General features: G+C 64.7%; 16 protein-coding genes. 7 read left to right on the forward strand and 9 right to left on the reverse strand.

Features of this window, described 5'->3' with window-relative positions; translation table 11 throughout:
* Positions 1-443: 443 nt before the first annotated feature.
* The 3 genes from XnspCFBP7698_RS20445 to XnspCFBP7698_RS20455 all read left to right on the forward strand — a co-directional run bounded on the left by XnspCFBP7698_RS20445 (position 444) and on the right by XnspCFBP7698_RS20455 (position 6,162).
* Positions 444-3,374: a TonB-dependent receptor gene (locus XnspCFBP7698_RS20445; RefSeq protein WP_184372347.1), complete on the forward strand. Its 2,931-nt coding sequence runs from the start codon at positions 444-446 to the stop codon at positions 3,372-3,374.
* A gap of 232 nt (positions 3,375-3,606) precedes the next feature.
* Positions 3,607-5,094 carry an MFS transporter gene (locus XnspCFBP7698_RS20450; RefSeq protein ID WP_123137719.1) on the forward strand — a complete coding sequence of 496 codons (1,488 nt, stop codon included), beginning with the start codon at positions 3,607-3,609 and terminating at the stop codon, positions 5,092-5,094.
* Positions 5,095-5,127: 33 nt separating this feature from the next.
* Entirely contained in the window at positions 5,128-6,162 is a 1,035-nt protein-coding gene (locus XnspCFBP7698_RS20455) for a glycoside hydrolase family 43 protein (RefSeq protein WP_104581705.1), read from the forward strand.
* A gap of 161 nt (positions 6,163-6,323) precedes the next feature.
* Here XnspCFBP7698_RS20455 and XnspCFBP7698_RS20460 read toward each other — a convergent pair whose 3' ends face one another.
* Positions 6,324-7,871, reverse strand: coding sequence for a hypothetical protein (locus tag XnspCFBP7698_RS20460; protein WP_104581704.1), 1,548 nt, complete (start codon positions 7,869-7,871; stop codon positions 6,324-6,326).
* Positions 7,872-8,076: 205 nt separating this feature from the next.
* Here XnspCFBP7698_RS20460 and XnspCFBP7698_RS20465 point away from each other — a divergent pair, with 205 nt between their 5' ends.
* Positions 8,077-8,610 (forward strand): lipocalin family protein, encoded by a 534-nt coding sequence (locus XnspCFBP7698_RS20465; protein WP_123137730.1) that lies wholly within the window; start codon positions 8,077-8,079, stop codon positions 8,608-8,610.
* Positions 8,611-8,638: 28 nt separating this feature from the next.
* Here the strand turns inward: XnspCFBP7698_RS20465 and XnspCFBP7698_RS20470 are convergent, their stop codons facing one another.
* The 5 genes from XnspCFBP7698_RS20470 to XnspCFBP7698_RS20490 all read right to left on the reverse strand — a co-directional run bounded on the left by XnspCFBP7698_RS20470 (position 8,639) and on the right by XnspCFBP7698_RS20490 (position 11,062).
* Positions 8,639-9,004, reverse strand: a complete 366-nt coding sequence (locus XnspCFBP7698_RS20470) for a hypothetical protein (RefSeq protein WP_123137720.1) — start codon at positions 9,002-9,004, stop codon at positions 8,639-8,641.
* A gap of 88 nt (positions 9,005-9,092) precedes the next feature.
* Positions 9,093-9,416 (reverse strand): YbjQ family protein, encoded by a 324-nt coding sequence (locus XnspCFBP7698_RS20475; protein WP_199680254.1) that lies wholly within the window; start codon positions 9,414-9,416, stop codon positions 9,093-9,095.
* A 144-nt stretch (positions 9,417-9,560) separates the two neighbouring features.
* The gene (locus XnspCFBP7698_RS20480) at positions 9,561-9,902 is read right to left on the reverse strand and encodes a ribonuclease E inhibitor RraB (RefSeq protein WP_047694057.1); all 342 of its coding nucleotides are present in this window, start codon (positions 9,900-9,902) and stop codon (positions 9,561-9,563) included.
* Between the two features lie 199 nt (positions 9,903-10,101).
* A complete protein-coding gene (locus XnspCFBP7698_RS20485; RefSeq protein WP_104581701.1) occupies positions 10,102-10,401 on the reverse strand; it encodes a DUF5076 domain-containing protein in 300 nt (99 codons plus the stop codon).
* Between the two features lie 88 nt (positions 10,402-10,489).
* A complete protein-coding gene (locus XnspCFBP7698_RS20490) occupies positions 10,490-11,062 on the reverse strand; it encodes a hypothetical protein (RefSeq protein WP_104581700.1) in 573 nt (190 codons plus the stop codon).
* Positions 11,063-11,216: 154 nt separating this feature from the next.
* Here XnspCFBP7698_RS20490 and XnspCFBP7698_RS20495 point away from each other — a divergent pair, with 154 nt between their 5' ends.
* Complete coding sequence (locus XnspCFBP7698_RS20495; protein ID WP_039408929.1) at positions 11,217-11,420, forward strand: YdcH family protein; 204 nt, start codon at positions 11,217-11,219, stop codon at positions 11,418-11,420.
* Positions 11,421-12,050: 630 nt separating this feature from the next.
* Here the strand turns inward: XnspCFBP7698_RS20495 and XnspCFBP7698_RS20500 are convergent.
* From XnspCFBP7698_RS20500 to XnspCFBP7698_RS20510, 3 genes are all read right to left on the reverse strand, one after another.
* Positions 12,051-13,031: a zinc-binding dehydrogenase gene (locus XnspCFBP7698_RS20500; protein ID WP_104581699.1), complete on the reverse strand. Its 981-nt coding sequence runs from the start codon at positions 13,029-13,031 to the stop codon at positions 12,051-12,053.
* 307 nt (positions 13,032-13,338) lie between these two features.
* Positions 13,339-16,005, reverse strand: coding sequence for a glycerol-3-phosphate 1-O-acyltransferase PlsB (gene plsB, locus XnspCFBP7698_RS20505; protein WP_104581698.1), 2,667 nt, complete (start codon positions 16,003-16,005; stop codon positions 13,339-13,341).
* Entirely contained in the window at positions 16,005-16,985 is a 981-nt protein-coding gene (locus tag XnspCFBP7698_RS20510; RefSeq protein WP_047694033.1) for a hypothetical protein, read from the reverse strand. Before XnspCFBP7698_RS20510 ends, plsB begins: the two co-directional genes overlap by 1 nt.
* 406 nt (positions 16,986-17,391) lie before the next feature.
* Here XnspCFBP7698_RS20510 and XnspCFBP7698_RS20515 point away from each other — a divergent pair, with 406 nt between their 5' ends.
* Positions 17,392-18,444 (forward strand): LacI family DNA-binding transcriptional regulator, encoded by a 1,053-nt coding sequence (locus XnspCFBP7698_RS20515; protein ID WP_047694035.1) that lies wholly within the window; start codon positions 17,392-17,394, stop codon positions 18,442-18,444.
* A 165-nt stretch (positions 18,445-18,609) separates the two neighbouring features.
* On the forward strand, positions 18,610-21,648 hold the full coding sequence (locus tag XnspCFBP7698_RS20520; protein ID WP_104581697.1) for a TonB-dependent receptor: 3,039 nt from the start codon (positions 18,610-18,612) through the stop codon (positions 21,646-21,648).
* Positions 21,649-21,694 lie beyond the last annotated feature (46 nt).

The following is a 21,694-nucleotide window of genomic DNA, read 5'->3' on the forward strand; positions in this document are numbered from 1 at the left end:
GCAGCGGACCGCCTGCGGCCTGCACAGGGTGCAGGGCGTTGTGCATGCGTAAGCCAGCCAGCTGCCAGCCGGGCGTATCGCTGCCGCGTTTTTCGGTTCGATTCATCGGCCACTGCACCTGCACGAAGGTGGCCTTGCGCCACCGGTGATAGCGCTACCATTACCACGGCATTGCGATAAATCCATCGCGCAGTGCAGCACTGCGCCACCGTATGCATGCGTCTGGGCGCTGGCTTTGTTGCTCGCGCGGGCTGCTTGCGGCCATGCCCCCACAACTATGCTGCCCTGCAGCGTGATGTTCTGAATTTGGTAGCGCTAACATCCAGCGCCACTGATCGCCCGTCTCCCCACCGCACCATCGCCGCGCCGATTCCAGGCAGCGGCACTCCCTGCGCCGGGGCGATGCGTGGGACATCTGCTCACCTGTTAGGGAAGGGATTACGGTGAAGAACAGCTACGCACATACCGCGTTGTCCTGCGCGTTGGGGTCCATCCTGCTGGGCATGACCAGCGCTGCCGCCTGGGCACAATCCACCGATGCCACCGCCGCGCCACCGCCGCCGGACCCGGCAGGCAGCAACGACGCGGTGACCCAGCTCGACACCGTCACCGTCTCCGGCTACCGACGCAGCATCCAGTTTTCCACCGACGCCAAGCGCGATTCGGTCGGCTTTGCCGATACCGTGTTTGCCGAAGACATCGGCAAATTTCCGGACATGAACATCGCCGAGTCGCTCAACCGTATTCCCGGTGTGCAGCTGGCGCGCGACGTCAACGGCGAAGGCCTCAACATCGCCATCCGCGGCCTGGGCACCAGCTTCACCAAGACCACGCTCAACGGCTCCAGCATCGCCACCGCCTCGATCGGCCTGAACGCGCAGAACCAAAATCGCGAAGTCGATCTGAACCTGTTCCCCACCGAATTCTTCACCCAGCTCACCGTGAGCAAGACGCCCACCGCGAGCATGCTCGAAGGCGGCGTCTCCGGTGTGGTGGACATGCGCAGCGCGCGCCCGTTCGATCGCCCCGGTGTGCACTTCACCTACCAGGCGCAGGCCGACTGGAACAGCACCAGCGAGAAGACGACCCCGCGTGGCGCCTTCATGGGCAGTTGGACCAACGAGGCAGGCACGCTCGGCGCGTTGTTCGGCGTGGCCTCGGTGCGCAGCAAGCTCGGCGTGCGCGGCTTCGAGAGCGTGGGCTGGACCAACCCCGGCCTGACCTACACCCAGTGCGGCCTCACCCCGCCGGCGGGCACGCCGGCCACCAATCAACCGGCCGCCTGCAACGTCAACGGCGGCGGCAACTGGCGCATTCCCGACCGCGTGCCGGCCACCGCCGGCAACGGCCTCACCACCGGCGAAACCATCGATGCCGCGTGGCTGCTGGCACGCAACCCGGGCCTGAGCATCGACCAGATCAGCGATGCCTTGATTCCGCGGTTAGGCCGCCAGGTCTACATGGATGGCGATCGCGACCGCGATGCCTCGGTGATGTCGCTGGAATGGCGCCCTTCCGACAGCCTGCATTTCTATCTGGACACACTGTATTCCGAAGCCAAACGCACCACCGAGCGGATCAGCATGAATCTGATCGGCCGCAACGGCAACATGATTCCGCTGGGCATGCAGCTGGACCAGAACAACGTGGTCACCAGCGCCACCTTTGCCAATGCGCAGTACTTTCTGGAAGCGCGCCCGTATCGCGAGAACGTCAAGTTCTGGAGCGTCAATCCCGGCGCAGAGCTGCTGTTCGGTGCCGAGCAGGACATCAAGCTCAACGTGCAGGCCAACGCCACCCGCAGCTGGCTTGACCGCGAATCGCCCAGCATCCTGGTCACCTCGCCGTTCACCACCGTGGACTATCGCAACCAGGGCGGCGACCGCCCCTCGATCAGCAGCCCGCTGGATCTCAATGACCCCAACCTGGGCTGGGGCTGGAGCGGTGGCCGGGTCAATATCCAGAACGAAAAACGCGTGACCGAAACGCGTGGCGCACGCGCCGACCTGCAGTTCGGCGAAGACAAGCGCAACATCAAGATCGGCGCAGCCTACGACCAGGCCGAGCGCACCATTCGCGGCTTCGACAACAGCGTGGCCTGGGAACAGGTGGTGTGCCGCGGCGGTGGCGGCAACGTCTGCAATGGCGGGCCTGGCTCGGCGGTACCGAGTTCGGTGCTGGCCACGTATCTGACGCCCGGCCCGGACGGTTTCATCACCGCCGACTTCGACCGTTTCCTGCGCGACACCAACTACTACCCGCTGCGCGATTCCGCACCGGAAACCAACTCCGCCAACACCGGCGCCTCGGCCGGCGGCATCCGCGAGAAGAACCTGGGGTTCTACATCGAGACCAACGCCGAAACCGAAGTGTGGAACCGCACCCTGCGCATCAACGCCGGCGTGCGTTATGTCACCACCGACCAGACCATCACCGGCCCGGTCACCATCAACGGCATCCGCCGCATCCAGGTGCTGGACTCGGATTACAAGGAAACCCTGCCCTCGTTCAACGCGGCCTGGGATGTGGCCGACAATGTGGTGCTGCGCCTGTCCAGCTCGCGCACGCTCACCCGCCCGGACCCGAGCGCGATGTTGCCCAACACCAACTTTAGCGACCCCTCCGCACAGACCGCAACGCAGGGCAATCCGAACCTGGCGCCGTACCTGTCCACCAACGTGGATTTCGGCGGCGAGTGGTACACCGGCGGCGAGGGCTATGTGGGCCTGACGCTGTTCAACAAGCGCATCAGCGGCTTCACCGTCAATGGCGTGCGGCGCATTCCGTTCAACGACCTGGGCGTGCCGTACGAGAGCCTGCTGCCGATCCAGCAGGCCGGCCTGGACCAGCGCGGTGGCCCGAACGCCGCCACGGTGGACGTGCAGACCCAGGTCAATGCCGAGGGCGTGCTCAATATCCGCGGCACCGAGGCGATCTGGGTGCAGCCGCTGGACAAGCTGGTCGACGGCATGGGCTTCAGCGTGAACTACACGCATGTCACCCAATCCTCCGAAGGCGAAGGCATCCCGGCAGTGGCGGTCGGGGTGGCGCCGAACCTGTGGAACGGCACCGTGTACTGGGAAAAGAACGCCGCCTCGGTGCGCCTGTCCTACACCTGGAACGACGACATGGTGATCTCCGGCGCCAACCAGAACGGCATCCCGTACGCGCGCCTCAACGCCGATGCACGCGGCCAGCTGGATCTGTCGGCCAGCTATGCGCTGGACTGGCTGCCGTCCAAGCCGCAGATCACCCTCAACGTCACCAACATCACCGACGAGCCGCTGCGCACCACCTACGCCTGGCCCAACGCAACCTACGATCTGTACGAGCCCGGGCGCACGGTGATGCTCGGCATCCGCGGTACGTTCTGAGCGTGCGCCTCGCCATGACGACGCGGGTGCCGGGCCGGTGCGGCCGCTCCACCGCAGGCGCGCGGGCTGGCGGCACAGCGCGCGCCGTCGCCTCCTCCCTGGCGACGGCGCGCACGGTTTTGCTGGACACTTCAGCCGCCATGCCTGCTGCCGCGATCCGGCTGGATTGCGGCAGCAGGCATGGCGCGCGCCGCGGCGTTTTCCGCAGCACTCATCGAGCCCGCCCCACCTCATGAACGATCGGTCACAGCAGCTCTCCGTGCGCGAAAAGATCGGCTACAGCCTGGGCGACCTGGCGGCCAATCTGATCTTCCAGACGCTGGTCACCTTCCTGGCGTTCTTCTACACCGATGTGTTCCGCATCCCGGCGAGCGCGGCGGCCACGTTGATCTTCGTGGTCGGCCTGCTCGGCGCGTTCGTGTTCACGCCCATCATCGGCATCCTGGCCGATCGCACCCGTACCCGCTGGGGCAAGTTCCGTCCGTGGATCCTGTGGACGGCACTGCCCTTCGGCGCATTGTCGCTGGCGGCGTTCAACACGCCCGACCTCGGCGAGCACGGCAAGATCACCTATGCCTTCGCCACCTACACCTTGCTGATGCTGGTCTACGTGGCCAACAACCTGCCCTATTCGGCATTGAGCGGCGTGCTCACCGGCAGCATGGAGCAGCGCAACAGCCTGTCTGCGTATCGTTTTCTGGCGGTGACCCTCGCGCAGTTCATCATCCAGGTGTTGCTGCTGCCGCTGGTGCTGATCCTGGGCAATGGCGACAAGGCGCAAGGCTTTCGCAACACCATGGCGCTGTTCGCCGCGGTCGGCACGCTGTGCTTTCTGATCACCTTCTTCACCACGCGCGAGCGCGTGCTGCCAATCACCGAACACCGCAGCAGCGTGCGCCAGGACCTGACCGACCTGGTCCGCAACAAACCCTGGCTGGTGATGCTGGCACTCACCATCCTGGTGTTCATCAATCTCGCCATGAAGGGCGGGATGTACATCTACTACTTCAAGTATTACCTCGACGCCGGTGCGCTGACCCACTTTCTCGACGCCGCCGGCTTCAACCGCTTCATCGCTGCCATCAACAGTGTGCTGACCGGCGCCGGCATGAGCGCCTTGCAATGGCCGCAGGACGCACCGACCTCGGCCTTCAGCGTGTTCAGTGCCGGCGGCATCCTGGCGATGATCGTGGGCATCGGCTTTTCCAAGCGCCTGGCGGATCGCTATGGCAAGCGCAATGTGTTCGGCGGCGCACTGTTGATTTCCACGCTGTTTTTGCTGGCGTTCTACGTGTATCCGCCGGATGCGATTGGCTGGGTATTCGCCTCCTACGTGCTGCACGGATTTTTCTACGGCATCACCATCCCGCTGCTGTGGGCGATGATCGCCGACGTGGCCGATTACTCGGAGTGGAAGAACCACCGCCGCGCCACCGCGATCATCTTTTCGGCGATGTTGTGCGGCCTGAAGATCGGCCTGAGCGTGGGCGGCGCACTGGTCGCCGGCATCCTGGCGTTTTACGGCTATGACGCAGCACTGCCCCAGCAAAGCGCGGCGGTCACCGACGGCATCCGTCTGGCCATCAGCGTGTATGCCTCCCTCCCGTTCCTGCTCGGCACCGCGCTGCTGGCGCTGTACGAAATCGACAAACCACTGGAAACCCGCATCGAACACGAGCTGGGCGCGCGCCGCCGGGCCACTCCATCCGCTTCGCCATGATCTCTCTCTCCCACCTCATGCACAGGTACGCGCATGTCCGATGAACTGGAAGCCGCTGCACTGCAGGCGCTGACGCGCACCGCCATTTCCGCACCGCTGGTCACCCACCTCTATACCGCCGACCCGTCTGCGCATGTGTTCGACGGCGCGTTGTACATCTATCCCTCGCACGACATCGATGCCGGCGTGGCCTTCAGCGACGACGGCTCGCATTTCGACATGGCCGACTACCACGTGTTTCGCATGGAGCATCCCGATGCAGCGGTCGAGGACCTGGGCCAAGTGCTGCATGTGCGCGACGTGCCCTGGGCACAGCGCCAGATGTGGGCACCGGATGCGGCGCAACGCAACGGCAAGACCTACCTGTATTTCCCGGCCAAGCGCGCCGACGGCATCTTCCAGATCGGCGTTGCGGTAGGCGACCAACCGCAAGGCCCGTTCGTCGCCGAACCCGAGCCCATTGCCGGCACCTACTCGATCGACCCGGCCGTGTTCGCCGACGACGATGGCACGCATTACCTGTATTTCGGCGGCATCTGGGGCGGCCAACTGCAGCACTACCGCAACAACGCCTATGCGGATACGCATCAGGAGCCGGTAGGCGACGCGCCCGCACTCGGCCCACGCGTGGCGCGCCTACACGACAGCATGACCGAACTGGCCGAGCCCACCCGCGAGATCGTCATCCTCGACGAACACGGCGCCCCACTCCGCGCCGACGACCACGCCCGCCGCTTCTTCGAAGGCCCCTGGGTCCATCGTCACGCCGGCCGGTATTACCTGTCGTATTCCACCGGCGACACCCACCGGATCTGCTACGCCACCAGCGATTCACCCTATGGCCCATTCGTCTACCAAGGCGTGCTACTCGCACCGGTGGTCGGCTGGACCACGCATCACTCCATTTGCGCCTTTGACGACCAGTGGTATCTGTTCTATCACGACGCCAGCCTGTCGCAAGGCCAGACGCATCTGCGCAGCATCAAGATGACCCCGCTGCAGCACGACGCCGATGGCAAGATCGCGACAATTTATCCGTATGGGGAGCAGGCGGTATCGCCTTGGTGACGGCTGGGCTGGCGTCTTGTGCTGCGACCCGTAGGATCGGGTCATCTCGTCGATCGCCGGGAATGCATTCGAGATCATTTCTTCCGGGCGAATGCACACCGGTCAATGGTTGCCATGACGACCGAGCCCTTGCCCGCGATCCGATGGGCAGATCCTGAATCTTAAGGCTCCGTCATTTTCGATCGTTGGCGCAATGCAGCACTCTCGTTCTTCAAGGCGGCCATGAAGTCGTTCAGACGGTAGCGACCGGTCAAATGCTCTTCGACATTGGGGAACTGCGACGCCACGTAGAGCATCAGATAGGTCAGCCCGTCGCTTGGTTCACTATGCAGGACAAGGTTGAGCCGTTGGAGTTCGGTACTGTCCGGGAAGTCGCGTGCGGCCTCGGCCACAGCATGCTGGTAATCGGGATCGGTCTCGGCCAGCCCTTTGACATAGCTCAGCGCATAGTTCTGGATGTGTAGCGTCTTCCAGCCATACAGGTCCAGGCCCTTCAATTTTTCCTTGCGACCATTCGCGCTGTAAAGAAAGGCGAGCAGGTCCAGCGTCGAGCGGTCGTCGGGCGCCTGCTGATGCCGGGCTTCCAGCAACGCTCCGTAGCGCTCCAGGATCTCAACCGGGGTCGCCAACTTCCGCTCGTTCAACTGGCTGATCAATCTATACGTTGCAGCAGGATCTTCCGGAAGCGCAAATCGATTCCCCCAGTACCCCGCTGAAGACACATAGTCCCGAAATGCCTGGTCATCGAGAGCGACTGCTTCAATGCAGAGTCTTGCGGCGAGATCGATCTTGTTGTTGTGTTTGGCCAAACCCCTGATCAGTGCAATGTCGTGCTTGAGAAAGTCGGCTTGTTCCTTCGTATTCCACCAATCGATCTCCCAGTTTTTGTCCAGCTTGATGAGCTCGCAGACGCCACCTGCATCACCAGCCATGATGGACTGGATCAGTTGCTCTCGCTCGGCATCCGGGTTGGCTTTCGAGAAAATCTCGTACATCGCCTTTTCGATCGCCGTATGGTTTTCCCGAAATTCCACTTTTTCCCAAGCAGAAATCGCGCCAGCGGCATCACCAAGCATCAAGTGGCAATGGGTGACGTATGCCCACAGTGTGGCCGGACGTTGCTTGCCCTTGAACGATCGGCTGGCCCTCTCGTACAGCGGAAGTGCGGCCGCACAATGTCCAGCACGATGTTCGTGCATTGCGCGCTCAAACAGAATGAGAGGATTGTTTGGTAGCGCCCTCTCCGCTGTCTTCATGTACGCATCGCTCGTAGGAATATCGGAGCGATAGAGCATGTTCGACAGCACGAAATAGTCGATTACCGTCTTTTCATTGTCAGGCACCAGGGCCTTCAAGCGCGCGTTGACCTGGCTCTTGCGGCCTTGTTCGATCAGTAGCTGCGCTTCGGGCGATCTGGCCAGGCGTTCATACGTTGCGGCGACCTCGCCAACGCGAGAGGTGAAGTCTTCCTGCGTGGCGCTGTAAGCGGGCCCAATCCATATCAAGAGGGTTGCGAACACAAACTGCGGTAAATTTTTCACACGTAAAGCTCCATCGTTCAATGTTGCGGCCTCCGGCCACGTTCTCAGCAAAGTTTTCGTCAAGCCCGGCAAGCCTGATTTGCGCCTGATGCACTGCATCCCCCAATACGCGGTGAGTACACCATCACGCAGGCTCTTCAGCAAACGCAGTTGCAGGCTGCTCGCCATTATCAGCCCGGCAGGGCTTGGGGCTCGGGCGGCTAACCTCATACTGCCCAACGTCAATAGCGATGATGGCGCTCACGCTATGGCCGCTACGATGGTCATCAGCCAGCCTCGACCTGCGTCGCCGGTATGCGATATCTCGCCCACTGCATCCGTCTGCAGTGCCGCTACGTAGCTTATTGAACTACGTTCAAAGATGGAGATTGCCATGCGCCGGAGCTCGATGCTGCTCTTACTGACGCTCGCCGTTTACGGGAGCGCAAGCGCGAACGAGCCGTGTCCTGCGCTGCCCCGCGCAGACTACGTGGACGTGCCGCGCTTCATGGGCGATTGGTATGTGATCGCGCATATTCCGACCCGGCCGGAGCGCAAGGCCTATGACGCGGTGGAGAGCTATGCGCTGCGGCCGGACGGCCGCATCCAGACCACCTTCACGTTTCGCAAGGGCAGCTTCCAGGCGCCGCTCAAGTCCATGCATCCGGTCGGCCAAGTGGCAAAGGAGGGCAATGGCGCACTGTGGAGCATGCAGTTCCTCTGGCCGTTCAAGGCCGAGTATGTAATCGCCTGGCGCGATGCAGATTATGCGCAGACCATCGTGGCACGCAGCAAGCGTGATTACGTCTGGTACATGGCGCGCACCCCGCAGGTTTCAGAGGCCGACTATCAACAGGCCGTTCAACGTATTGCCGCAATGGGTTACGACGTCTCGCAGCTGCGACGCGTGCCGCAGTCAGCACGCTGATGCGGAAGCGTTTTCCATCGCACCGGCGTTACCAACGCCATCCGTATCTCTTCTTTCGTTCTTCATGGACTGGCTTATCGTCAAGGATGTCGTACTTCCGGTAGCCTCGTCCGTAAATCCCCCAGTGGACGAAGAGATAGCCGATGGGCACCAGAACTCCTAACCACAAGACCGACGAAACCGGAGCTGCCCCGACGACGATTCGATAGATCAAGATGCTGCCGCCGCCCCATAAGCAAAGCGCCACGCCGAAGCAGGACACGCGCCTTATCAGAAGCCAGATGCCAGCGAATAATCGCTCGACCTTGCTGGGCGGCTTGTCGCGTCGGGATTGAAAGTAGTATTGCACGCCGAAGAGCGCGGCTACAAAAGCAAAGGGAACCAATATATCCATCAGGCAACTCTATTCGGCCAGCGTGTCCATCCATTAGGAAGTCGGCATCTGACCTTGTTCTTTCCCGGTCAATGTACGTAGCGCGTTTTCAGTTGTCTTGTGCTTCCACCACAACCGCGGTGCCATAACAAAGCACTTCAGTCAGCCCTGCCATTAACTCGGTCGCGTCATACCGAACAGCGATGATGCCGTTCGCGCCCAGCTGCCTGGCATGCTGCACCATGTCGCAATACGTTTCCGAACGCGCTTGCTCGCACAGTTCGGTGTAGATGGTGATGTTGCCGCCGAACAGTGTCTGCAGACTGCCGAAGAAATTGCCCACGATGGAGCGCGACCTCACGGTGATGCCGCGCACCAAGCCTAGGTTGCGCACGATCCGGTAACCCGGCAGTTCCAGCGCGGTGGTCACCATGGTGTCGTTGAGCGACGAGATCGATGTATGGACCGGCGAAGAATCGTATGGATTTGTCACGAACGCCTCTCTCGACAGGATGAAAACGCGCTTGCCTTCTATGCCGGAGGCATGCAGGCGTGGGGAAGCTGCAACCGCTGCGTTCTACTGCTCCGAAAATCCCCAGCCATCGTTATAGCCGCCCAACGGCGTGGCCTGTGACGCCAGCTCCTCTTCGAACGCAACGATGGCCTTGTACGTCGGCACCATGGTCGGGTACACGGTGACGTCCATGGGGAAGGCGGTGTTTTCCGGGTAATGACGACAGCACACCTTTTGCTCGCAGCGGAGCATGGCTACCGAGAACTCCAGTGCCGATTCCTTGGTGGGGAAGACCACCGAAAAATCGATCTCCCTGGGTTTGGTCAGGTCCACTCCCTGCTGGGCGATGTGCCACAGGGTGTCGCCGTTGTCGTCTTTGGGATATAGAACAGGATCTCTCTGCATGGCGCTCTCTTGAAGGTGGTGGCTAGGGCAACCCATGACGTCGGCATCTGCGCCGCGCATCGGCAGGCGGGGAGCGATACGTACCAGCAGGCCCCATGATGAGATGCCAGGATGCGCTTTGCAGCTCGACCACGCTGGGCAGGGCCAACGGTGGCGAGGCTGACGCCCACCCCGCACCGCGCGGGCGTCAACGACACTGCTAATGCTCCGGGGGAATGGCTCCCTCCCGGCTACCGGTTGGATCGGCGACGCGCCGCAGGAAATCGTCCAGCATCAACGTGCGGCACTGGGCCAGCGGCATACGGTCGCGCTGGGCGAACATGCGCGAGGCATGCTCAAACAGGTCGGCCAGCAGTTCGCCAAAATCCTCTGCCCCGCCGCCCAGACCGCTGTCGATGCTGACGTGCAGTTGCTCGTGCGCGGCCCATAGCCGCAGGATCTCGAACGCATCCGGGTCGGCCAGTGCATCAGGCGGGATGATCAACTCTGCTTTGTGCATGGCGTGCCTTCTCCCAGGCGTTGAACGGTGCGTCGAGACGCTGCCGGCAGCAACGGCGCTGCCGGGCGGCGTTTGCGCTCGTTGCGCCTCACTGTACCCAGATCAGGTTCATCAACTGCGGATCGGCGGTCACCTTGACCAGCTTGCCGCTGGGGCCGAACTGCACCTGGTACTCGGAGAAGCTGTCGCGCCAGTAGCGCCACAGCGACGCTTCCAGGTTGGGGTTTTCGCTGCTGATCGGGTAGCCGACCGCCATCAGCACCTGCTCGCGGGTCATGCCGCCGGTGAGCTTGCCGTCCACGATGGCCTGGCGGATCTTGGGCGGGAAGGTGGCGAGCTTGAGCTTGGGGTCGGCGGTGACGACATAGCGGGCGGCGAAGGCGGTGTTGTCCAGGTCGCGGCTGTAGTCGTTGCCGATGGACTGCTTTTCGCCGGCGATCTTGAGGTTGACGCGGTTGCGGCCAAAGCCGGTGACGCTGACCGGGGTGCCCACCGGGAGCACGCGCTTGCCGTCTTCGGCGTAGTTGCTGTCGCTGATCCAGCTACCGTCGGTGCGCAGGTTGCAGCACAAAAAGCCGTCGTACTTGGCGACTTCGGCGGCGCTGGCCAGGTTGGCGGCGGTGAGCAGGCCCAGGGCCAGCAGGGACGAATACAGACGCATCGTAAGACTCCTTTCTCGACGGCCGTAGCCGCGCGGCAATGATGGAATGAGGTGCGCCGCCGTTTCCCCGAGGGCGCGCGGGCATTGTCGCAGCCTGCAGCCGCTTGGCAAGCGCGGGTGACGCGCGTCGCCGTAGGTTGTGTATGCTCGGGGCGTGGACACCCTCTTACCCGCCGAGATCGTCGAGCAGATCGCCGAGTTGCGACGCGCCCACCGCGCGTTGGACGAGGAGATCCAGCGCATGCCTGCAAATCTGGAAGACGAGCTGCAGATGAAGCGGTTGAAGAAGCGCAAGCTGCAGATCAAGGACTGCATCATCCGGCTGGAAATGGAGCTGGTGCCCGACGAGCCGGCATAAGGCCGCCTTGCGCTTGGGTCTGGTTGCTTGCATGCGTGCGCTTGGCGGGGTGACCGCCTGACCCCGTGCGGGGATGCCCGACTGAACTGCGGTATGCAGGCGTGCGCCGTCGGCAGGGTAACGGCATGGACCCGAGGCGGGTGCTGCATGGCGGCTGTGGCGGGCTGGTTGGCGCTTGGCAGGTTGGTTGGCAATGCGCGACATGCGTCTGCTTGGGCGACGCCGCGTCCCCCCATCCGCCCTTCGGGCACCTTCCCCCGCAAGCGGGAGAAGGGAGGACCAGTGGACCACCGTGTGCGGCTGCTCAGCCGGCGCGCAACAGGATCTTGCCGCCGCCTTGGTTGGCGCCTGGCGATGCACGACGTGCGTTTGTTTGGGCGACGCTGCGTCTCCCCCATCCGCCCTTCGGGCACCTTCCCCCGCAAGCGGGAGAAGGGAGGACTATTGGACTACCGTGTGCGGGTGCGCAGCCGGCGCGCATCAGGATCTTGCCGCCGCGCCTTGGTTGGCGCCTGGCGATGCACGACGTGCGTTTGTTTGGGCGACGCCGCGTCTCCCCCATCCGCCCTTCGGGCACCTTCCCCCGCAGGCGGGAGAAGGGAGGACCATTGGACTACCGTGTGCAGCTGCTCAGCCGGCGCGCAACAGGATCTTGCCGCCGCGCCCCGGCTCGGCGCTGGCGGCGGCTGCCTTGGCCGCATCGGCCAGGTCGAACACGGCCTCCACCGGCAGTGCCAGCGTACCGTCGACAGCGGCCTTGAGCAGTTCGCCGATCATGCGGCGCTTGTCCTCGGGTTTGGTGGCCTGCATGACCTTGCTGCCCCAGAAGCCGCGGACCGTGGCCTGCTTGAAGATGACATCGCCGCTGGAAATCTGCAGCGGTTCGCCGGTCATCGAGCCGAAGGAAATCAGCTCGCCGCCTTCGGCCAGCAGGCCCATCAGCTCGCCTGCCGCCTTGCCGGCGACCGAGTCGATGGCGCGCACGATGGGCGCGTCGCCGGCCAGCGCGCGAACGGAGTCTTGCCAACCGTCCTGCGCAGTCGACACCGCGTTCCCGATGCCCAGCGCTTTCAGTTCATCCACGCCGGCATCGCGACGCACCAGATTGATCACGTTGATGCCGCGCGCCGCAGCGAGCATGGCGACCGTCTTGCCGACCGCGCCGTTGGCGGTGTTCTGCACGATCCAGTCGCCTTTTTCGACCTGCAAAAACTCGATCAACATCAACGCGCTCAGCGGCATGGCGATCAGCTGGCAGCCGCGATCGTCGTCTAGTCCGTCGGGCAGCGGGACAACGCCGCTTGCATCGGCGAGAAAGAACTCCGCCCAGCTTTCGTGCACGCCGGCCGCGACCACGCGCTGGCCAACCTGCAGGCCTTCAACGCCTCCGCCGAGTGCGTCGACTACGCCGGCCGCTTCGCTGCCGCCGATCGCCGGGAGTTCGGGCTTGTAGCCGTAGTTGCCGCGCACCGTCCACAGGTCGTGATTGTGGATCGGCGAACGCCGCATCGCAATGCGGACCTGGCCCTTGCCAGGCTGCGGCGTGGGGCGTTCTGCGAGTTCAAGCACCTTGGCCGGATCGCCGAACTGGGTGTGGATGGCTGCGCGCATGAAAGTCTCCTGCCGGGCACGCCCATCATTACAACGCGCCCGATCACTATGAAAGGTAGCGCGATGCTAGCGGCACGGCTGCAAGAGAGGGATGAAGCGGGCAGAACTGTTGTGTGAAGTTGGTGAGACTTGTGCAGCGCGCCGGCGGTGGATCTGGTTGAGGGCGGAGCTGGGTCATTTGCTTGCTGACCGGCCCTCATCCGCCCCTCGGGCGCCTTCTCCCGGAGTGAGAAGGGAGCGTCGTCGGCGTCGGGCAGCGCCGCTTTGCTCCGCTGCTGCCCTGCTGCTGCCCCGCTGCAACGCCGCGTTACTCAGCCGGTGGCAGCACCACATCCGGCTTGACCGCTTCGGGGCTGACCCGCTCGATGGTGTGGCGCAGCTCGCGGCCAAGAATGAACTTGGCATCTTTCGCCCAGGCATCCAGTCGGTCGTCGAACATCAGCTTGCTGTTCTCGTCCGGCCACACCAGACGCAACTCGCGCAGTTTCTGGATGAAGCTGCGGAACAGCGTCTTGTCGAAGAATTCCGGCGCGGCCGGTGCGTACAACAGGCTCAGGCGTTGCGCGGCCTGTTGGCACAGGCTTTCCAGTTCGCCGGCACCGAGCACGCCGGGGCCGTTCTTCACCAGCACCGAGATGGCGATGTAATAGCGCTCGAAGGCCTGTTGCAGCGAATGACCGATCGCACGCAGACGGAACACTTCATCGGTCTGCCCGGTGTTGCGCGCCAGGATGCCACCGTCGTCGTCGGTGACGTTGAGCAGCAGGCCTTCGCGCACGAACATGTCGATGGTCTGTTCGATGCGCTCGGCAAAGCGGTCTTCGCTCCACGGCAGGAACAGCTCCGCCTGCAGGAACGGGTACACCGTACGCCCCAGCCGCAACAGACCGGCGCGGCTCATGCGGCGGTTGTTCTGGAAGCAGCACGCCACCCACGAGGAGGCGGTAAACAGGTGCAGCACGTTGTTGCGGAAGTAGCTGAGCAACACCGCGGTGTCGCCGCTGACGCTCAGCACATCGCCCAGCGGATGCGACACGCGCGTGAGCACGTTGATCTCTTCGGCGTGGGTGATGATGCGCGCCGGGGTGTGCGGGGTGACGGTGACGCGGTCCGAGTACGGCATTTCGGCCAGCAGCTTCTTGCACAACTCGATCTGGGCGATCAGGTCGGCCTCGCCCATCGCGTGCTTGGGCGTGGACAGCAGCGCCAGCGCCAGCAGGTTGATCGGGTTGACGTCGGCGGCGCAGTTGATGCGGGTCTGGATCTGGGTGGACAGCGTGTCCACCGCCGGTGCCAGCCAGGTGGGTTTTTCGTCTTCCGGCAGCGGCTGGCCGTCCCAATCGGGCGCGTGCTTGGCCAGCACGTCGTTGAGCGCGATCGGCTCGCCGAAGTTCACCACCACCTGGCCGTAGTTCTGCTTGAGCACCTTGGGGATGGACCACAGCAGGCCCCAGATGGATTCCTTTTCCTTGGGCCGGCCGGTGAGTTCGTCCAGGTAGCTGTTGCCTTCCATCAGCTTCTCGTAGCCGATGTACACCGGCTGGAACAGCACCGGCTTGCGCGGCTGGCGCAGGTAGGCGCGCAGCGTCATGGCGATCATGCCGCCCTTGGGCTGCAGCAACCGCCCGGTGCGCGAACGCCCGCCTTCGACGAAGTATTCGATCGAATACCCGCCAGCCACCAGCTGCGCGACGTATTCGCTGAGCACTGCCGAATACAGCGCGTTGCCCTTGATCGAGCGGCGGATGAAGAACGCACCGCCCTTGCGCAGCAGCGTGCCGACCACCGGCAGGTTGAGGTTGATGCCGGCCACGATGTGCGGCGGCACGATGCCGCGTTCGTACAGCAGGTAGCTCAGCAGCAGGTAATCCATGTGGCTGCGGTGGCTGGGCACGTAGACCACTTCATGCCCGGGCGCGGCCTGCTTGAGCTTGTCCAGGTGGTGCACCAGCACGCCGGCGTAGATGCGGTTCCACACGTGGGTGAGCAGGAAGCTGGCCGAACGCACCACCGGGCTGGAATAGTCGGCGGCGATTTCCCAGGCATAGGCGTGCGCCTTGCGCCAGGCATCGACCGGCTTGGAGTTGTCGCGCTTGGCCTGGGTGGCGATGGCCTCGCGCACCGAATCGGCGGCCAGCACCTGGTCCACCAGCAGGCGGCGGGTGGACAGGTCCGGCCCGATCACCGCCTCGCGGATGCGCCGGAAGTGCGTGCGCAACACGCGCTGCAGCTTGCGCAAGGTGCGCTCGGGCGGCAGCCCTTCGGCCATGGTCTGGCGCAGCGAGATCGGCGGGGCGAAGCGCACGATGGTGGTACGGCCGTTGAGCAGCACCGACAGCAGGCGGCGGAAGCGGCCAACCAGCGCCCAGTTTTCCGAGAACAGCACCGCGAACCAGCCGCTCTGCTTGTCCGGCGCGCGGCCGACGAAGATCGACACCGGCACCAGGTGCACGTCCAGGTCGGCGCGCACGCGGTGCGCCTGCAGCAACTTGGCCAGCGAGTCGGAATGGGTCTTGCCGCCGCGCTGCTCGGGAATCAGCGAATTGCTGCTGCTCCGGCGCGACAGGGCCAGGTAGGCGCGCTTGCGCTCCAGCGGGTCGCCCGGCAGCGGCACCAGCGGCGACGGCAGGCCGACTTCGCGGCAGGCCTTGTCCAGGATCAGCGCGTTGGACAGGCCGTAGTCTTCCAGCACGTACACCACCGGGCGGCCATCGTCGTAGCGGCCGGGTTGATCCGGCTCGATGGTCAGGCTCAGCCAGGGGTCGGCCAGCCGGCCGAGCAGGCGCGCCCACCACGGGCGCTTGGCGCTACGGGCAGCGGCAACGCCGGGCGCGATCGCCGGCGCGACCTCCGCAGGCAGCGGCGCGGCAACCGGCAACGCCGCCGCCTGGGCAGCGGGGTCGGCGGCAGCGTTGGAGGGAGCGGGCTGGCCGTCAGGAAACGGCAGGGGATTCTGTTCTGGCATCACGGGCATTATCGCCCAGCCGGGCGTTGCCCGGTGTCGGCGGGCGTGGCGGGCGGGACCGCCGGGGTATCGGACGCCGGCGCGGCGCCCGGCAAGGCCGGTGCCGGTGCCGGCGCGGCACTGAGCACGGCCTGCACCTCGTCCTGGGTCTGCTGCTGGTACCAATGGCCATCGCGCTTGATCAGCGCAACGCTCAGATCGATGTCGTGGGCAGCCAGCGGATAGCGCAGCCGGACCTGGGCGGTGTCGGCGTCCTGCTTGATCAAGCCGGTACGCAGTGCGTCCAGGCTGCTGTCGATCGACAGGCCGTAACGCTCCAGCACCTTCTTGCAGGTTTCCCAAAACGGCCCGAGCCGGCGCAGGCTTTCTTCCATGCCCAGCTGCTGCAGGTCGGCGTCGGAGGTAATGCCGGTGGCACGCGCGGCGGTCACCAGATCGGCGATGCTGGCCTTGGCACGCGGGCGGTCGGCCAGCGGCGCGGTGGCGGCCCAGGCGCTGAGCGCATCGACCAGCTGCACATAGTGGGCCCGCTGCTCGGGCTGGTAGTCGTTGCGACTGCGCAGATACTGCACGCCGAACTGGCCCAGCGATTGCGCGGCCTGGGCAATGCCCCGCGACTGCCCGGCCAGCTGCGCATCGAAGGCCTGCTGCAGGCGGCGCTCGGCGTCCGGGGCCGACAGCGACCCCAGCAAGGCGCCCACCTCGTTGGGCAGCGGCAACTCGGTCAACGGCCACCGGCTGGCACCGCTGCGCCAGGCCGCTTCCAGTTGCGTGTACTGCGCGGGGGTAACCCGGATGCGCGCATAGGCAACCAGGTCGTTACGCCGCAGCGGCAGGGTCATCGACTGCATCGCGGCGGCCGGCTCGGCCTTGGCGCCGGGCAACGGCGCGGCGGTGTCGGTGCGCTGGCAGCCGCCCACGCACAGTGCCGCCAGCAGCCCCCACGCAATGAACTGGAACCGGCCGGCGCGGACGGTAGATGGCGACATGCGCACGCTGTTCCCCTGATCGATCGGCGCATCTTGCTGTCTGAATGCACCGGCGGCAAGGCGCGCCTCACACCGTGCGCCACGGTATGGGCCAAAGATGTTACGTTTTCGTCGCTACCCAGGCGTTGTCAGTCGGTGTCTGCCGTTGACGCGCGTTGTCTCGCCGGACAAATTTGTCCACTCACCAGGTCGCAGCCCTTGTCCCAGCGATGTTTGGCCCGATGCTGCATCGCATCATGTAAGCGCTTGCAGATCCTGCTAGCGTGCGCGCCATCTCGTTTCGAGGTCGCCATCGGATGGGGCCGATGACCTTCATGTGCCTGTGCGACACGAACGTTCTGCGCCCGCAGGCCGTGCGCCCTGCCCGGGCGCGTGGTCGCCACTGCCTTGTTTTGGAGAAAGCGCCATGAGTCGGCCACGTTCGGAAGGCGGCAGCGTCACCATCAAGGATGTCGCGCGCCAGGCGCAGGTGTCGGTGGCCACGGTGTCGCGCACCATGAACGGCCATCAGCACGTGGCCGAGTCGGTGCGCGAGCGCGTGCTGCAGGTGGCGCGTGCGCTCAATTACATCCCGCACCACGCTGCGCGCAGCCTCAGCAGCCGGCGCACCCACACCATCGGGGTGGTGCTGCCGGACCTGCATGGCGAATTCTTTTCCGAATTGATCCGCGGCATCGACCAGGTGGCGCGCGACCAGGGGTATCACCTGCTGGTGTCCAGCTCGCACGGCGACCCGCAGGCGCAGCGACGGGCGCTGGAGCGCCTGCCCGGGCGCGTGGACGGGGTGGTGGTGATGTCGCCCTCGCTGGGCGACACCGGCGTGCACGAGGACGCACTGCCCGGCGGGCTGCCCGCGGTGCTGCTCAACTGCGCCGGCAGCGCCAGCCAGCGGCCGGTGCTCAATGTGGACAACTACGGCGGCGCGCGGGTGATGACGCGGCATCTGCGCGACAGCGGCCACCGCCGCATCGCCTTCATCGCCGGGCCGGCCGACAACTTCGATGCGCACGAGCGTCTGCGCGGCTACCGCGACGAGCTGGCGCTGGATGCGGACGCGCAGCCGTGGGTGTTGCCGGGCAACTTCGATGAGGAGTCCGGCTACCGCGCCGGCCAGGCGCTGGCGCAAGACGCGCGCCCGGATGCGGTGTTTGCCGCCAACGACATGATGGCGCTGGGCTGCCTGTTCGCGCTGGGCCATGCCGGGCTGAAGGTGCCGCAGGACATCGCGTTGGCCGGGTTCGACGATGTGCCGATGGCGCGCTACGTGTTGCCGGCGCTGACCACCATGCGGGTGGATATCGCCGGCCTGGGTGCGCGTGCCTTGCGCTTGCTGCTGGGCCAGCAGTTGGTGGATGCGCCCGCGCCGCCTGCCGACGCCGCACCGCCGGCGTTTTCGGAAATGGTGCCGGAGCTGATCGTGCGCGCGTCCAGCGCCGCGCGCGGCTCGCCCGGCGGCTGATCCGGTACTCCATCGCATCTTCACGAAATCTTTGCGCTTTTTTATGCTTTTTATAACGCCTGTCCGTTGCTTGCCGCTGTTCTGCCGTCGTTGAAACAACGCACCATCCGCGCCACGCCGACCATCTCCGCCGGTACGCGCCCTGACCCCTGGGAGGGGGACGTCATGAAGACCTACCGCACCGTTTCCACCCTGCCGGCGCGCAGCCTGCTGTGCTGCGCCCTGGCCGCTTCGTTGCTGGCCGCCGCTCCGGCCATGGCCCAGTCCAGCAATGCCACGTTGCGCGGGCAGGTGGCCGCGTCGCAGGCCGGCACCACCGTGACCGCCACCAATGTCACCAGCGGCGCGGTGCGACGGGTGACCACCGGCGCGGACGGTAGCTATGCGTTGGTCGGCCTGCCGCCGGGCACCTACGAGGTCGATGCCGGCCCCGGCACCGAGCAGACGGTGACCCTGTCGGTGGCCTCGTCGGTCAGCCTGAACCTGGGTAGCGGCGGTGAGGCGGCCGCACCGGCCGCAGATGGCACGGCCACCACCCTGGACACGGTCAAGGTCACCGCCACCACGCTGCAGGAGGTCAAGACCTCCGAAGTCGGCACCACCATCTCGCTCAAGCAGATCAACACGGTGCCGCAGCTGACGCGCAACTTCCTGGAGTTTGCCGACACCGTCCCGGGCATGCAGTTCGAGACCGACTCCAACGGCAACAGCCGGGTGCGCGGCGGCGCGCAGGCCAGTTCGGCGGTCAATGTGTACATCGACGGCGTGGGCCAGAAGAGCTATCTGTTCGGTGGCGTATCCGGCCAGCAACAGAGCGCGGGCAACCCGTTCCCGCAGCTGGCGATCGGCGAGTACAAGGTCATCACCTCCAACTACAAGGCCGAGTTCGACCAGGTGGGGTCGGCGGCGATCGTGGCGTCCACCAAGTCCGGTGGCAACGAATTCCATGGCGAGATCTTCGGGCGTACCACCAATACCGATTTCCGCGCGCGCCAGGCCGACGAACGCGCCGGCGCGCCCAATGCCGATGGCAACAAGCGCCAGACGCACCAGGACGAATACGGCGCGGCGTTCAGCGGGCCGATCGTCAAGGACAAGGCGCACTTCTTCGTCAGCTACGAAGGCAAGGGCTTTGAGGTGTCGGCCAACCCGGTCGCGGTGCCGGACCGTTTCAGCGCACTGAGCGACGATCTGCCGGCCGGCGTGCAGAGCCGCCTGGGCTCGGTCACCCGTCCGTTCAAGGAAGACCTGTACTTCGGCAAGATCGATTGGGACATCGGCGACAACGACCGCCTGGAGCTTACCGCCAAGGTCCGCGACGAAGAAAGCCGCGACAGCGTTGGCGACCAGAACACCGCCATCGCCGCCAAGATCAACCTCAATTCCGAAGAGCGCTACGACCTGCGTTGGCAGCACTTCGGCGAGCGCTACATCAACGAGGCACGGCTTTCGTACGAAGACGTGCTGTTCAACCCTACCGCCTACACCATCGGCAGCCAGACCGTGTACACGCGCGGCATCGCCGAAGACGACGTGCTGCTCAACGACGACGCCACCAGTGGCCTGGCGATCCAGCGCAAGGGACAGAAGGGCCCCAGCTTCCAGAACGACCTGACCTTCAACAACATCGAGTGGCATGGCAACCACGTCATCAAGATGGGCGTGAAGTACAAGGAAGTGGAGCTGACCCAGAGCGAGAACTCTGCGGCCAATCCGTCGTTCTACTACGCGGTGAACGATGGCGCGGGGACCGCGCCCATTCCGTACCAGGTCCGCTTCAATCTGCCGTTTGCCGGCGCCGCGCCGTCGGTGACCACCACCAGCAAGCAGCTGGGCCTGTACATCCAGGACGATTGGGACGTCAACGACAAGCTGCAGTTGAATCTGGGCGTGCGCTGGGATGGCGAAAAGATTCCGTCTTACCTGGACAACGTGACCCCGCCGGAAGTGATCGCCGCCTTGAACGGCCCCGGCACCGACCCGGCGGTCAGCGCCACCTATGCCGAGCAGCTGGCCAAGGGCGGGGTCGATATCAACGACTACATCAGCAACGGCCGCAATCGCAAACAGGACAACAACAACTTCGCACCGCGTCTGGGGTTCTCCTACGACTTCCGCGGCGACGAATCGCTGGTGCTGTTCGGCGGTGCCGGGCGCAGCTACGACCGCAATCTGTTCGACATCATGGGCCTGGAACAGGTCAAGTCGGCGCTGTCGCAGTACACCATCCGCTTTGTCGAATCCTCCAACTGCACGCCGGCGCCGGGCACCTGCACCAACTTCAATCCGGCCTTTGTCAGCAATCCGGACAGCCTGGGCGGCCTGGTCAATGCGCGCGTGCGCAATGGCGAGATCGACCTGCTCAACAACGATCTGAAGACGCCGTATTCGGACCAGTATTCCATCGGCCTGCGCACGCGCGTGGGCGAGTGGAGCAACTCGGGCACGGTGTCGTATATCCACAGCAAGGACGGTTTGATCCTGACCCTGGGCAACCGCTATCCCAATGGCGATTTCTTCCAGAATGGCGGACAGCCGTGGACCCAGTCACCGGCGGGATTCGGCAACCTGATCATCGGCAACAATGGTGTGGAGACCAAGACCGCACAGCTGTTGCTGTCCACCGACAAGGCCTACACCAAGGAAAGCGGCTGGGGCCTGACTGCGGCGTACACGTTCTCGCGCGCACGCGGCAATCGCGGCAACGACGAGCAGTACGGATTCGATGCGGCCACCATCGCCAGCTATCCGTTCCTGGATCTGAACTCGGTGCCGCGCCATCGCCTGGTGGTCACCGGCATCTACGACCTGTTCTGGGGCATCAGCGCCTCGGCCAAGCTGACCCTGGCCACGGTGCCGCCGCGTAACGAAGCGGTCTCCTTCGATCAATACGGCGGCCCGCCGTCGGACAATATCCGCATCGTCTCGGTGGATGCGCCCGGCGGCAAGTTCCTGGCCGGTGGCGACATCTTCGGCACGCGGCAGCTGGATCTGTCGCTGTCCAAGGACATGCATGTGACCGATGCGCTCACCGTGCAGGTACGCGGCGATCTGATCAATGCGTTGAACTTCCGCAACTACGATCAGTACGCCATCGACTGGGGCAACGGCGGGGTGTTCAGCCCGCGCGCCAGCATCAACCAGTACGGCGCGCTGTCCACTCCGCCGCGCACGCTGTTCCTGAGCGCGCGCATCATCTGGTAATTCGATAAGAAAACGCCAGCTCGGCCTGCGGCGCCAGCAACCGGCG

The sequence above is a fragment of the Xanthomonas sp. CFBP 7698 genome (assembly GCF_003600855.1).
Taxonomy (GTDB): Bacteria; Pseudomonadota; Gammaproteobacteria; order Xanthomonadales; family Xanthomonadaceae; genus Xanthomonas; species Xanthomonas cannabis.